This is a genomic window from Sulfurimonas sp. HSL3-7 (assembly GCF_039645985.1).
In the GTDB taxonomy this organism is placed as follows: domain Bacteria; phylum Campylobacterota; class Campylobacteria; order Campylobacterales; family Sulfurimonadaceae; genus Sulfonitrofixus; species Sulfonitrofixus jiaomeiensis.
This window is the reverse complement of sequence record NZ_CP147919.1, coordinates 220411-235418: the sequence shown is the minus strand read 5'-3', so window position 1 is coordinate 235418 and position 15008 is coordinate 220411. Positions and strand designations below refer to the sequence as shown.

The following is a 15008-nucleotide window of genomic DNA, read 5'->3' as shown; positions in this document are numbered from 1 at the left end:
CTCAGCCCCCGCAGACCGGGGGCAGAAGCGAGACTTTGTCACCGGACTTCAACACAGTATCAAGACTCTTGACCAAGGTGTCATTGACTGCCACCGCACAGGTGTCAAGCCAATCCTTGACCTCGGCATCACTCTGAAGAGCTGCGGCTACATCCCGAAGCGTTGCCGCTTCAAGCTCTAAAGCCTCTTTTTGTATCGGCCCCAAAAATTCTACACGTACCATTTTCTATCCTTAAAAGAGGGTATTCCCCCTCTTTATTATTATCGCGATTATAGCATATTTGTAAACAGCACCATGAGTTGGTGAGTTCGTATAAGACAGGAACACTGCTTAACCTATCGAAAAAGCAACCTGAGTCGCAAAACGATCCATTTACAAGAAACCAGCATCGTTTTCGCGAAAGCTAAACCTTCAATGCGTTATAATTGCGACAAAAAAAGGGAGTTTTATGCTCTTTGGCAAGATCCAGTATTTGAACCTGCTTCCTTTTCATCTCTTTATGAAGCGGTATGGGCGTTCTTCCCGCACATATAAAAGTTTCAACTATAAAAAAGGGGTGCCGTCCAAGATCAATGCCGATTATGCAGCGCGCCGTGTCGATGCCGCCTTTATCTCAAGCATAAAGGCCAGACACGAACGTTTTGTCGACCTCGGTATTATCGCCAAAAAAGAGGTCTTGAGCGTACTCTTGATACCTTCTGACACCTATATGGCAGACCAGGAAAGTGCCACATCAAACATATTGGCAAAAGTTCTCGGTCTCAACGGCGAGGTCCTGATCGGTGATAAGGCACTGCGCCATTATCTCCAAGGCGACGGCAGCACGATCGACCTGGCAAAAGTGTGGCATGAGAAATATAAGCTCCCCTTTGTCTTTGCACTTCTCTGCCATCACGGACATCAACAGGAGATCAAAAAACTTTCTAAAGCCTTTAAAAGAGACCGGCGAAAAATCCCGCAATATCTGCTTCATGAAGCGTCCATGCGAACCGGCATTGCACCCAAAGATATTCAGACATATCTCACCTACATCTCCTATGAGGTTGACAGCAAAGCTAAAGCCGGACTCCGAAAATTCTGGCACCTATCTAAAAATCTGTAATACTGCTTAATCTTTTTAGTGATATGATAATATCTATGATAAAGAGACTCTTACTTCTTTTCTTTTCAGCACCGGTTCTTTTTGCCCTTGAGCCGATCGCCCCTTTGCCGACGCATCTTGAGGATGTCGATATCGCCAAAGCCAAACTCGGCCGGATGCTTTATCTCGATCCCATCCTCTCCTCTGATAAAAATGTCTCTTGCCACAGCTGCCACAGTTTTGATTACGGAAGTGCCGATCCGAATCCTGTTTCCCTTGGCGTCCATGGGCGCAAAGGGGACATCCAGTCACCCCCTATTTACAACAGCCGCTACAATTTCAAACAATTTTGGAACGGCAGGGCAAAAGACCTGAAAGAGCAGCTGAACGGTCCGCTTTTCAACCATGCTGAGATGAATATGACACCCGAAGAGATCGAAACGCGTCTAAATGAAAACCGGACCTATCAAGATCTGTTCAAAAAGATCTATGGCGCTACGCCTATCACCGTTGAAAATGTTACGGATGCCATCGTCGAGTTCGAAAAAGCGCTGACCACACCCAACAGCCGTTTCGACCGTTATCTAAGAGGCGAAATAAAGCTCAGCCCCGACGAGGAAAAAGGCTATGAAAAATTCAAATCGCTTGGCTGTGTCACCTGTCACAACGGGATCAATATCGGCTCAAACGCCTTTCAGAAAATGGGGCTTTTTATCGACTACCCCTATGACAAAAAATATCAGGACCGTTATGCTTTTACCAAAAAAGAGATCCATAAAAATGTCTTCAAAGTGCCGACGCTTCGAAACATCACCCTGACAGCCCCTTTTTTTCATGACGCCAATGCAACAACACTTGAAGAAGCAATCGAGATGATGGCACACTACAATCTAGGTATTACGCTCTCAAAACAGGACATCGCTCTCCTTGTCGCTTTTTTAAAAACCTTAGAGGGTGAAAGACCTGCCATATTGGATCTTAAATGAGATCTAATCTCAAAATTTCCCTTGCTTTTCTTATGGGATTGGTCTCCGTTTTTTTAACGGTATATTATTACGTACACCAACGCGAATACTCCCAGCAGTACAAAACTGTCATCAATGCCTTTCATACCTTGCAAAGTGACTATGATGCACTTTCATACGATATTTTAAAAAGTGCGCTTTACGGCTACAACAACCAAGATGATATCTCGCAGGGGGCCCGTAATCTTAATGAGGCCTATGCCGATCTCTATAATGCGCCGCTCTTTAGCAAAGAGCAATATCTCAGTCTCGATTATTCCCTGATTGATCTGGGAAGTGATATAGCGGAATACAACAGTGCCGTTGAACACTATTTAATGCTTAACGCCGGCATCAAAAACTCTTTTGTCTTTCTAATCAACTACGCTAACCGTTCGCATCACATCTTTCCGCCTGACGCCACCATTCACAATGATATCCATGCTATCATCTCAGAACTCTCAAATATGCGCCTTCTACTTGAAGAGATGCATCTCAAATCGATCGGACCGCATCTGCAAAATATTAAAAATTTTGAAACAACGAATGATGAACAGAAAGCTTTTATAAAGACCCTGACACTCCACATCAGGTACATCCAGAAAAATTTCCCCGACTTTATCGTCATCATCACAAAACTGCAGGATAAAGGACTGACGACCATGCTTTCAAACCTGCAGAACAGCTTTAATCAGGTCGCCAAGAATGACTTTATCATGATCGATAGATTTGCTATGCTTCTCCTAGTGCTCATTATCACGGCACTGATTATCATCGTCAATCTCCTGCTGCGTTCACAGCGTGAGAACAGAAACCTTAAAATCCTGCAGAAAGAGCTGGAGTATGTCGCTAACTTTGATATCCTGACCGGCCTTTTGAACAGAAACAGCTTCAATCAGACCCTGGCCTTGAAAACCTATGCCGATCCGACACTTCTGCTTGTCAATATCAATGACTTTAAACATGTTAACGATATCTATGGTTCCAATATCGGCGACTATATTCTCAAAGAGGTCTCGCAGCTCATCAAGCTCCCGATATTTGAACCTTTTAATCCAAGCTACTATCGTCTGGGCGGTGATGACTTTGGTATATTGTTCGAAAACCTCCCTCAAAAAGCGGCGTACAGTTTTGCCGAAGCACTGGCGCACAGTATCAAATACTATCTCTTTATCAAAGATGATATCGAGGTCAATATTACGGTCAATATTGCGATCAACACCCAGGAACCCCTGCTCGAAAATGCCGATATGGTATTAAAACATCATAAAAAAAGTTCCCTGGAGGCGATCGTCACCTTCTCCGAAGAACTTGGGCTAAAAGAGCAGATCCAAAAGAATATCAACATCCTCAAATCTCTCTCATCTGCCATAGATGACCATCGGATCATCCCCTATTTCCAACCCATCATCGATCTCAAAAGCGGCAAGATCGTCAAATACGAAGCTCTTATACGGCAGGTAAGCGAAGAGGGCGAGATCATTGTACCGGATCGTTTTTTGGCGCTTGCCGCACAGACACCTCTCTATCGTGAATTGACAAAAATGATGATCGAGCGCGTTTTTGAGACCTTTGAATCGGAGCCCTACCGCTTCTCCATCAACCTCTCCATGCGCGACCTCCTCGACAGAGGATTGATGCAGATTCTTGAAGAGCTGCTTAAAAACAACCCCCAAAGTGCGAAGCGCCTGGAAATAGAGCTGCTTGAGAGTGAGAACCTGACCAATATCGATGTCGTCAAACATTTCATCACCCTTTTAAAAAGCTACGGATGCCGTATCGCCATCGATGATTTCGGAACAGGCTACTCCAACTTCTCACATCTTGCCAAACTCTCAGTCGATACACTCAAGATCGACGGCTCCCTGATCTCCAGGATTGAGACCAATGAAAAGTATCTGCTGACGGTTCAGACCATCGTGCGCTATGCAGAAGCCCTTGGCGTTGAGACCACTGCCGAGTTCGTAGAGACGAAAGAGACCGCGCTGAAGCTCAGGGAGATCGGGATAACCTATGGGCAGGGGTACTATTTCGACAAGCCGCAGTCAAGTGTCGTCGCAAAGGAGATCATTTTGTAGTCTAGCTATGCTACAATGAGCGATAACACACTCCGATTTTCGAACCATTTTCAAAGGATTCAAATGCCTCACAAAGAGACAATGAACGCCATCTGTTCACAACTGCTGACACCGGACGATATCAATATATCCGAAGATCTTTTCTCGCAGATACAAGACAAAAAGATCGTTGTGCAAGTGCTTATAAAAGGTGAAAATGCAGCAATCCGCATCTACTCGAAACAAGCGCTGATGCTTTCATTGGTCATGCCGATCCTTCACGATTTCGGTTTCAATATTATTGATGAGATCCCCTTCAGTTTTGAGCATAAAAAAAAGACGGTGCATATCAAACGCTTTAATCTTAACCTCATCAAGATAGAAGAGCTCACCCTGGCAAAAGACAACATCGAAGAGGTCATCACCCAGGCGCTTATGGGCAGAGGGTTTCAGCTCTCGCAACTCTTCTCACTGGTCTGTGAACAGAACCTCAACCTTCGGCAGCTCTCCCTGCTAAAAGCAATAATCGACTACATGAACCAGGCGGTTCTCGCCATCAATCTCGGCAGTTTCGTGCACACGCTCACCATCCACTCCGAGATGGCAAAACTCTTTTTACGCTACTTTGCCGCAAAGTTCGACCCGACGATCACTTCCCGAACACACAAACTCAACGAGCTCGAAGAGCTCATCGAAGACAATATCAAGAAAGTACCCAATATTACTGATGACAAGATCTTAAAGCTCACCTACGCACTGATCCAGTCGACGGTGCGGACCAACTATTTTTTAAACAGGGAAGCGATCGCCTTCAAGATCGATACCGCGACTTTTGCCCAAAACCTCAAGGGAATGCAGCCCAAGATCGAAACTTTTGTCTCCCATAATGATTTCTCCGGTGTCCATCTTCGCATGTCCAGCGTCTCCCGGGGAGGATTGCGCTGGAGTGAACGGCACGAAGATTTTCGTACCGAGATCAAATCTCTGATGATCACCCAAGAGGGTAAGAATGCCATTATCATTCCCGATGGGGCCAAAGGCGGTTTTGTCATCCATCGCGAACCAGGCGATATCTCAAAAGAGTTTTTTACAGAGGTCTACTCAAGTTTCATTCATAATCTGCTAGATCTGGTCGACAACCGCATAGAGGGGGAGGTCGTTCGGGACAAAGAGATCATCGCCTATGATGATGAAGACCCTTACTTTGTTGTTGCTGCAGACAAAGGAACCGCCGCGATGAGCGATGTCGCCAACGCCATCGCTATTGAGCGCAACTTCTGGCTCGGCGATGCCTTTGCAAGCGGAGGTTCAAACGGTTTCGGCCACAAGGAACTCGGTATCACGGCCAAGGGTTCGCTTAAATCGACAGAACGCTTCTTTCTGGAAAAAGGGATCAACTTCAGAAAAGAGAATATCACCGTCGTGGGGATCGGCTCGATGAACGGTGATGTCTTTGGCAACGGCATGCAGGAGTCAAAATGCTTTCAGCTTCTGGCCGCCATCTCCCATAAAGAGATCTTTATCGACCCAAATCCCATCCCTCTAACAGCCTATGAAGAGAGACAGCGTCTCTTTGATGCAAAAGACGGCTCCTGGAGTGCCTATGACCGTTCACTCATCTCTAAAGGCGGCGGGGTTTTTTTACGCAGCCATAAAGCGATTGAGCTGACGCCGGAGATCCAGAAGATGCTCGCAACCAAAAAGAGCGTATTGAGCGGGGAGGAACTGGCAAAAGCACTCTTATGCATGAAAGTCGATCTTCTTTTCAACGGAGGCGTCGGTACCTATGTCAAACACTCCGAAGAGAGCAATCTTGATCTTGGGGATAAACAGAATGAAGCCGTACGTGTCGACGCTTCCGAACTGCGCTGCAGCGTCGTCTGTGAAGGCGGAAACCTCGGTTTCACCCAAAGGGCACGCATCGAGTACGCGTTAAACGGGGGCAAGATCAATATCGACGGCATTGACAACGCCGCCGGTGTTGACACTTCAGACCACGAAGTCAACTTAAAGATCCTTCTCAATGCACTTAAAGAGAAAGCGCTGCTAAGCGAAGAAGAGAGCCGGAAAACCCTTAAGTCACTTACACAGCAAGTCGTCAATATGGTCTTATGGAGCAACTACCGCCAAGCCCTGGCTCTCTCGCGCGATGAGACACTCAGTCGCCTCTATATGGATGATTTCAACATGGCGATCGATATTTTAAGCACCAATATCGAAGCCTTTAGCCGGCGCGACTTTTTCATTCCAAAAACGGAAAACATGCACGAAATATTGACCAAAAAAGGAGAGATCGTTCGGCCGGTACTCGCCTCTCTGCTCTCCTACGCCAAAATCTTTGTCAAAGGTCTGCTTCTTGAGAACACCTTTATTGATGAACCGGGCAGTGTCGATTACCTCTATAAATATTTTCCAAAATCATTTGTAAGCGTTTACGAGAATGAGATAGAGGCCCATCCGCTACGACGCCAGATCATTGCGACCGTTATTGCCGATATGCTGATCAACGCCCAGGGAGCAAGCTTTGTCCATGACTTTAACCGTCTCGGAAAAGAGCGCTTTCTTCTCAAGATCAAATCCTATCTCATCAGCAACAATCTTTTCAATGCCAACGATATCCGCTATGAGATATTCAGACAGGATTATGTCATGGCGCTGCCGACACAGTACCAGCTCTTTGACCGGCTCGAGAAAACGCTTAACTTTTCTACCGGATGGATGTTGAAAAACCTCAATGCCGATATGCTCGATTCCGCCCACATACTTGATTACAAAAGCCGTCTCTTTGAGCTTTTGGACACGATTGAAAAAGAGAAACCGCCGATAGAGCTTATACCCGGAAATACAGCGTTTAACCGTTTCTTTGATATCCTCGACTATCTGCGTTTTGCCGTGGCCGCTATTATGATCAAAGAGCATAAGGACAACACCTTCGACAATATCGCGACCCTCTTCTATCTCATCATCCGCAACTTTGAGATCATGGAACTGATCAGGATCCTCGACGAGCTTAAGATCAACGATCAGAACGATCTTGCCCTGAAACGTCAGATGCTCTTCTACATCGAATTTATCGTGGTCCACTTTACGGAAAAGGTCCTCTCCTTCCAGCGGGTCAACGAAGCACCGTTGGATGCCTTTGAGAACTACCTTAACAGTGACAGAGAGCTCTTTGATAAAACAATTGCTCAGATCAAGCAGCTCATAGATGATCAAAATAAAAATGTGAAAGAGGTAGTGATCACCGTCAATCAGCTGATGGCGATCGCAATTTAACGTGAAGCGGTTATAAAAAGGTGGCGCAGCTCACCTTAGGACTAACAAATGAACGAAGTTTGCACTCACCGGAAGCGCAACCCGCTCCACTCACCCGTTTCAGAAGAAGAAACGCTGAGGCCAAAACCTCAATCGCACTCTACGCAGACACGTTTGGCGAGTTCTTCTTTGTAGAGTTCTATATCGAAATCACTGCGTGTACTTGCACCGCTGTGCAGTGCGGCAGCGGCAACGGCAGATGAGACTTCGACGATCAGGCGTTTGTCGAACGGCTTGGGAATAATATATTCGCGTCCGAACGCAACCTTTGTTCCATACAGCTCGCTGATATATTCCGGTACCTCTTTGCGTGCCATTGTCGCCAGGGCTTCGGAAGCGGCCACCTTCATCTCCATATTGATCTTTTTGGCACGGACGTCCAGCGCACCGCGGAAGATAAACGGAAACCCGAGTACATTGTTGACCTGATTCGGGAAGTCGCTCCGTCCCGTTGCAATGATCGCATCGGGACGGACTTCACGCACCTCCTCAGGGAACATCTCAGGCGTCGGGTTAGCCAGGGTAAAGATGATCGGATCGGCTGCCATGCGTTTGATGTCCTCTGCGCCGAATGTACCCGGTCTGGAGAGTCCCACCACGACATCGGCCTTCGTGAATGCCTCTTTCTGGCTTGTCTCTACCTGGAGCGAGAACTCTTTCTTGTACGCATTGAGATCACTGCGTCCATTGTGAATCACCCCTTTGGAGTCGATCATAATGATCGTCTTCACCCCCATATGGCGATAGAGACGTCCGCATGAGATCGCGGCAGCTCCCGCACCCACGATTACGACGCGGATATCGGAAATATTACGTTCTGTCAGGCGGCAGGCGTTCATAATACCGGCTGCCGAAATCACCGCTGTGCCGTGCTGATCATCATGCATAACCGGAATATCAAGTGCTTCTACGAGACGTTTTTCGATCTCAAAACACTCCGGCGCTTTGATATCCTCGAGATTAATGCCGCCGAAGGTCGGTGCGATCGCCTCGACCACATTGCAAAAGCGGGTAATATCCTTGGTGTCGACCTCAATGTCATAGGCATCCAGGTCACTGAATTTTTTAAAGAGGACCGCCTTGCCCTCCATCACCGGTTTCGACGCCAGTGCCCCGATGTCGCCAAGTCCGAGGACAGCGGTGCCGTTGGAGATCACCCCGATCAGATTGGCTTTAGCCGTATAGCGGTAGGCATCGTCAGGATTCTTCTCGATGTGCAGACAGGGCACGGCAACGCCCGGTGTGTAGGCCAGGCTAAGGTCTTCCTGGGAATGAAACGATTTGGTCACCTCTGTTGCGATCTTGCCCGGTCGCTCGTCCTCATGGTAGTCCAGTGCAGCCTGTGCAAATGACGCTTTTGTGATACTCATATCGTTTCCTTTACGTTAATTACGACAGTGCAGAGACGGCGTTCGCGATTCGCTTAAGCGTCTCTTCTCTGCCGATGATCGCCATGACACTGTCAAGCCCTGGGCCCGACATCTCACCAAGCAGGGCAACCCGCAACGGCATACCGATCTTGCCGAAACCTATCCCCATCTCGTTAACGAGGCTCTCCATCTCATGATGATAATCGGAAGGCAGGTGCAGTGTCTGAGCCGTTTCGATTTTTTTCGCAAATGCCTGCAATATCTCCATAGCATCGCCTTTGAACGCTTTTTTAACTGCCTTATCATCATAGGCTGTCGGTGTCTCCAGGATACTTTTGATGAGCATGGCAAGCTCTTTCATCGATTTTGCACGCTCTTTAAGTGCATCGAGCAGGATCTCTTTCTTATCATGCGCCTTTAAGAAGATATCGTACTCTTCCAGCAGCTGTGCCAACTCTTCGTTACTGCTGTTTTTGATGTAGTGGGCATTCAGCCAGTCAAGCTTTTCAACATTATAGATCGAAGCTGACTTGTTGATATTGGCAGGATCAAAAAGCGTCGTCATCTCTTCAAACGAAAAGATCTCCTGATCACCATGACTCCAACCGAGACGAACCAGAAAATTAAGCAGTGCCTCCGGCAGGTAGCCCATCTCTTTATAGGCCATCACATCGGTAGCGCCGTCACGTTTGGAGAGTTTTTTCCCGTTGGCATTATGGATCATCGGAACATGATAGAACTTCGGCAGATCAAAACCGAGTGCTTTGTAGATCACCATCTGTTTCGGTGTATTGGAGAGGTGGTCATCACCGCGGATCACCTCGTTGATCCCCATCAAGGCATCATCGATCGCCACGACAAAGTTATAGGTCGGTGAGCCGTCTGCCCGAGCGATAACAAAGTCATCCAGAATATCTTCTGCCTGGAAGCTGACCCGCCCTTTGATGCCGTCATCCACAACGATCTCACCGCTCGTCGGCGCCTTGATACGGATGACCGGCTCAATGCCTTCCGGCGGCGTTCCCTTGAAGTCGCGATAACGCCCGTCATAACGTGTGCGCTCTTTCTTCGCCATCTGCTCTTCACGAAGTGCCGTCAGCTCTTCTTTGGACATATAGCACTTATACGCCTTGCCTTCTTCAAGCAGCTGCTGAATATACTTCGTATAGATCTCTGAACGATTTGACTGGTAGGTGATCTCCCCGTCGTGTTCCAGTCCCACCCATTTAAATGCTTCAACGATAGCCTTGGCCGCCTCTTCACTGTTACGGCTTTGGTCCGTATCTTCAATACGCAAAACGAATTTTCCACCGTTACCGCGTGCCCAGAGATAAGAGAAAAGCGCCGTACGAAGACCGCCGATATGGAGATAGCCCGTCGGGCTTGGAGCAAAACGTGTCACAATCATGTCTGACCTTTACAGTGATGTCTCAGCATCACAAAAATTAATGCCGAATTTTAACAAAAATGCGCTTTAAGTGCGGAGCGTATTGAAGCCTTACGATAAAGCAGGTAAAATACCCCATCTAAACTGACAAGCGAGCCCCTTTTGAAAATCATACTGCTTACACTTTTTTTCCTCTCTATCCATGCTGCCACAATTGACGGTATCGCAATTATGGTCAAAGACCAGCCTATAACGCTTTATGAGATCACAAAGGCTATGGAAGAGAACAACATCCCTCAAGAACAGGCTGTCGAGCTTCTGGAGCGTAAAAAACTCGAAGAGATAGAGATAAAGGAACGCCATATCAGCGTCTCCAAACAAGAAGTTTTCGACGACATCCAGAAAATGGCTGAACAAAACAACATGAGCGTGATTGAACTCTATCAGGCCATCCAAAGTGCACAGGGTCTTAGCGAGAAAAAGCTCAAAGAGAAGATCAAAGAGAAGATCCTCAACCAGAAGCTCTACAATGCGATCGCTTTTGCCAACCTGGAACAGCCCACCGATGAAGAGATCAAAGAGTATTACCAGCTCCATAAAGAAGAGTTCCAAAAGCCCTCCAGCTACAATGTCATCATCTACGAGTGTGCGGACAAGGGCCATCTGCAGGAGAAAATAGACAACCCGATGTTCTACGCACCCGACGTGAGCAGCGAAGAGCGTACATTCGAAGCAGCGAAGATGAACCCCCGACTCGCCGAACTTCTGGACACGACACCGCTTAACGGATTCACCCAGGTCCTTCCCTCGCCAAAGGGCGGATTCATGAGCTTTTACCTCAAAGAGAAGGGAGAGGTCAACGCGCCGGACATGGAGGCTATCAAACCGCAGATCTCCAATGCCATCATGGGGCAAAAACGCGAAACGATCCTGAAGGACTATTTTGACAGGCAACGTTTGAATGCTGAGATCAAGGTGATCCGCCTGCCGAGAAACTAGTATAACTTTTTATACGCATAGTACTACACGGCATCTGCCCAACAGTAAAATATGCCATGAGTTGCTCCTCGTTACTATCCTCCTAATGCACCCTTTAAAAACGGCAACAACGCCTATAGAAACTTAATACTATTTAAGTTAGAATAGTTTTATTAGAATTACTGATAATTAAACCGGTATCCGGAGAAGGAAAAGCCCACTGTGAAAAGAGATATTAGACCTCGTGTTTTCCTTCGAAAAGCTTATTTCAGCCGCCCCTCGACCTCCTGGATCATCTTGTTCTTCTCCCTTGTCATTGCCGTTTTCGTCTGGACTATGTCAAAACACTATTTTGACAGCCACGCCAAAGAGCTCTTTGAAAGCCGAGTCAATGAGAACCTGGACCATATCGACAGACGGATGCAAAAATATGAGAACGCTTTGCGCAGCGGCATCGCCTTCTTCCACGCCAGTGAAGGTATCGACCGGCAAAAATGGCATCAATTTGTAAAGGCGCTGCAGACCCGGAAATATTACCCCGGTTTTCAGGGGATCGGATTTTCGATGATGCTCCGTCCCGACGAAGTTACCCCGACCGAGCAGAGGATGCGTGATGAAGGCTATTCTCCTTTTATGCTGAAACCCGCCGGGAAACGCGAACAATACAGTTCGATTCTCTATCTCGAACCGATGGACAAACGCAATATCCAGGCAATCGGATACGACATGTTTTCCGAGCCTACCCGCAAGGAGGCGATGGAAAGGGCCAGAGACACAGCTCTTCCGTCGGCTTCGGGGCGGGTGATATTGGTTCAGGAGATTGATTCTGATGTCCAGCCCGGTTTTCTGATGTATCTTCCCCTCTACAAAACAGAGCGGGAGCCCGATACGGTTGAAGCACGCCGAGATATGCTTCTTGGATTTGTCTACAGCCCCTTTCGGATGGAAGATCTGATGAGCGCGGTTGCCCTGAAGGATTCCCTGCTCAATTTTGAGATCTACGATGCCGAAGAGCACACCGTCGACGATCTCCTCTATCGTTCTTTTGAACCCTCCTCCTATATCTCTAAACACGACTGCTGTCAGCCTCTTCAAGTCGGCGGACGGACATGGCATATCCGTTTTTCGAGCACACCGGCCTTTGATGCCGCAACGGACAGCAAATACCCCCTGCTTCTGACGTTGGGGGGACTCCTCGTCTATCTTTTCTTACTTTTTATCATCCTCTCGCTTGTAAAAAACAGGCAGGTACTGCAGCTCAGGACCAGAGAGCTTGAATCAAACAGGGCGTGGCTGAACAGCCTGCTCGAATCTTCTGCCGACGGCATCCATATTGTCGATTTAGAGGGCAATCTTAGCGCATACAGCCCCTCTTTTATTCAGATGCTCGGCTACAACGAACATGAAGCGCGCAACCTGAATCTATGTGACTGGGACACCGATATGTCACATGAAGGGATTATAGACGTCTTCCACTCCACGTCCAAAACGTCTCTCACACTTGAAACACGTCATCGCCGTAAAGACGGTACCGTTTTTGATACTGAGATTACGACCAGGATGATTGAACTGGATAATAGACCCTACATCTACGCCGCTTCCCGGGACATCACCGAAAGAAAAAAGAGAGAGGAGGCCTATCGAGAACTCTCTTCCCAGACCGAAGCTATTTTGGCTTCCGTTCCCGACATCATCATGCAGGTGAATAACGACGAGGTCTATACCTGGTCGAACAGGGCCGGGATTGCTTTCTTCGGAGAAGATGTTATCGGCAAAGAGGCTTCTGCCTATTTTAAAGGGGAACAGGTAGCCTATAATATCGACAATCCGCTGATTGAAGGGGATGACAACATTACGTATATGGAGAGCTGGCAAAAACGCTTTGACGGCGAGATACGTCTTCTTGCCTGGTGGTGCCGTTCTCTCAAGGATGATGACGGAAATCCTATAGGGGCCCTCTCAACGGCACAGGATATTACAGAGCGCAAGAAAGCAGAAAGCCAGCTGCTGAAACTCTCGCAGGCAGTCGAGCAGAGTCCCCATACTATTGTTATTACCGATGTCGACGGCAATATCGAATACGTCAATGCCGCGTTTGTCACCGTTACCGGATACACGCAAGAGGAAGCAATCAGCAAAAATCCGCGTCTGCTCCAATCAGGAAAAACACTTCCGGCCACCTACGATGCCATGTGGCAACAGTTGACCCAGGGAAAAAGCTGGAAGGGAGAGTTTATCAACCATCGAAAAGACGGCACTGAATACATTGAAGCAATAAAAGCGTCCCCCATCTTTCAAGCCGATGGAAAAATTGCCCATTATATGGCAATCAAAGAGGACATCACAGAGAAAAAACGCGACCAGGAGCGTATCCATTATCTTGCCAATTTCGATGCGCTTACCGGACTTCCAAACCGGACCCAGTTAGAAGACCGAATCAAATATGCAATCAGCTTGGCGAAACGGGATAACGGCGAGTTGGCCGTACTGTTTTTAGATCTTGACCACTTCAAAGATATCAACGACACACTCGGTCATCGTATCGGTGATGCTTTATTGATAGCATTGGCCAAACGATTTAAATCGATTTTACGTGAAGCGGATACCATTTCCCGGCTGGGTGGAGATGAATTTATATTTATGTTGTCAAACACCACTATGCAAGGTATTGCGCATGTTGCTCAGAAAATTCTAGACAGTATAGCGGAGCCTTTTACGATTGATCAAAATGAGCTTACAGTGACCGCTTCCATAGGTATCGCCATCTATCCTGCAGATGGAACCGATCAGGAGACACTCTCCAAAAATGCCGATATCGCCATGTACCGCGCAAAGCAGGAAGGACGCGATAACTACTGTTTCTTTACCGAAGCGATGCAGGAAGATTCAGCACGTAATCTACGGTTGACCAATGCATTACGCCATGCGCTAAAACGAAACGAACTCCATCTGGTCTATCAGCCCCAGATTTCTCTGCATGACAACCGTATTATCGGAGCAGAGACCCTGCTGCGATGGCACCACCCCGAGCTTGGGAATATCTCACCTGCAGAGTTTATTCCGCTCGCAGAAGAGAGCGGATTGATCCTACCGATCGGGGAGTGGGTACTTCGTTCTGCTGTGGCACAGGCAAAGCGCTGGATAGAGGCCGGTCTGCCGCCGATGATCGTCGCCGTCAACCTCTCAGCGGTTCAGTTCCGTCATCCCAATTTACCGGACCTGGTCACAGACATACTTGAAACGGCAGGGTTGCAACCGGAATACCTGGAGATAGAATTGACGGAAGCGGTAGCAATGAAAGACCCCAAAAGAGCCACTGCCGTAATGGACAGCCTGAACGAACGGGGTATACGCATGTCGATCGATGATTTCGGAACAGGCTACTCCTCGCTCAGTTACCTCAAGAAATTCAAAGTCTATAAACTTAAAATAGACCGCTCCTTCGTTCGCGATATCCATACTGATCCGGAAGATAAAGCGATTGTCAGTGCGATTATCAGCATGGCAAACAGCCTCGGACTCAAAACGATCGCCGAAGGCGTCGAGACGGCAGAACAGCTCAACTATCTTCGCGGACAGGGATGTGATGAGATACAGGGCTATCTCTACAGCACACCTCTCCTTGCTGATGAGTTTGAACTATTTGTCAAAGGCCTTCATACAGATCAGATCGATGTCTAAAAAGACAGACAAAAAAATGAGGGGAGAAAGTGAAATGGGTGCATTTCATATAGGCTTTTAAGCCTATAAGTCATATTTCAGAAGCATACTCTACCGGGGCGTTAGCCCTTACTACCCGGCTTAAACGCCTAGCG

General features: G+C 47.6%; 9 protein-coding genes. 6 read left to right on the top strand and 3 right to left on the bottom strand.

All coding sequences use genetic code 11. The features are described 5' to 3' along the window. Position 1: 1 nt before the first annotated feature. Positions 2-223 (bottom strand): MoaD/ThiS family protein, encoded by a 222-nt coding sequence (locus WCY20_RS01155; protein WP_345976404.1) that lies wholly within the window; start codon positions 221-223, stop codon positions 2-4. A 226-nt stretch (positions 224-449) separates the two neighbouring features. Between WCY20_RS01155 and WCY20_RS01150 the strand changes: the two genes are divergently transcribed. The 4 genes from WCY20_RS01150 (at position 450) to WCY20_RS01135 (ending at position 7419) form a co-directional block, all read left to right on the top strand. Further along, positions 450-1103, top strand: a complete 654-nt coding sequence (locus tag WCY20_RS01150) for an MqnA/MqnD/SBP family protein (RefSeq protein WP_345976403.1) — start codon at positions 450-452, stop codon at positions 1101-1103. A 35-nt stretch (positions 1104-1138) separates the two neighbouring features. Continuing rightward, positions 1139-2068, top strand: coding sequence for a cytochrome c peroxidase (locus tag WCY20_RS01145; RefSeq protein WP_345976402.1), 930 nt, complete (start codon positions 1139-1141; stop codon positions 2066-2068). After that, on the top strand, positions 2065-4164 hold the full coding sequence (locus WCY20_RS01140; RefSeq protein ID WP_345976401.1) for an EAL domain-containing protein: 2100 nt from the start codon (positions 2065-2067) through the stop codon (positions 4162-4164). Before WCY20_RS01145 ends, WCY20_RS01140 begins: the two co-directional genes overlap by 4 nt. A gap of 63 nt (positions 4165-4227) precedes the next feature. Further along, positions 4228-7419 carry an NAD-glutamate dehydrogenase domain-containing protein gene (locus WCY20_RS01135; protein ID WP_345976400.1) on the top strand — a complete coding sequence of 1064 codons (3192 nt, stop codon included), beginning with the start codon at positions 4228-4230 and terminating at the stop codon, positions 7417-7419. A 128-nt stretch (positions 7420-7547) separates the two neighbouring features. Here the strand turns inward: WCY20_RS01135 and WCY20_RS01130 are convergent, their stop codons facing one another. Both WCY20_RS01130 and gltX read right to left on the bottom strand, forming a co-directional pair. Continuing rightward, a complete protein-coding gene (locus WCY20_RS01130) occupies positions 7548-8828 on the bottom strand; it encodes a malic enzyme-like NAD(P)-binding protein (RefSeq protein ID WP_345976399.1) in 1281 nt (426 codons plus the stop codon). 19 nt (positions 8829-8847) lie between these two features. Then, the gene (gltX, locus tag WCY20_RS01125) at positions 8848-10236 is read right to left on the bottom strand and encodes a glutamate--tRNA ligase (protein WP_345976398.1); all 1389 of its coding nucleotides are present in this window, start codon (positions 10234-10236) and stop codon (positions 8848-8850) included. A 141-nt stretch (positions 10237-10377) separates the two neighbouring features. Between gltX and WCY20_RS01120 the strand changes: the two genes are divergently transcribed. Together WCY20_RS01120 and WCY20_RS01115 are read left to right on the top strand one after the other, a co-directional pair. Further along, positions 10378-11214 (top strand): peptidylprolyl isomerase, encoded by an 837-nt coding sequence (locus WCY20_RS01120; protein WP_345976397.1) that lies wholly within the window; start codon positions 10378-10380, stop codon positions 11212-11214. 201 nt (positions 11215-11415) lie between these two features. Then, positions 11416-14874: an EAL domain-containing protein gene (locus WCY20_RS01115; RefSeq protein WP_345976396.1), complete on the top strand. Its 3459-nt coding sequence runs from the start codon at positions 11416-11418 to the stop codon at positions 14872-14874. Positions 14875-15008 lie beyond the last annotated feature (134 nt).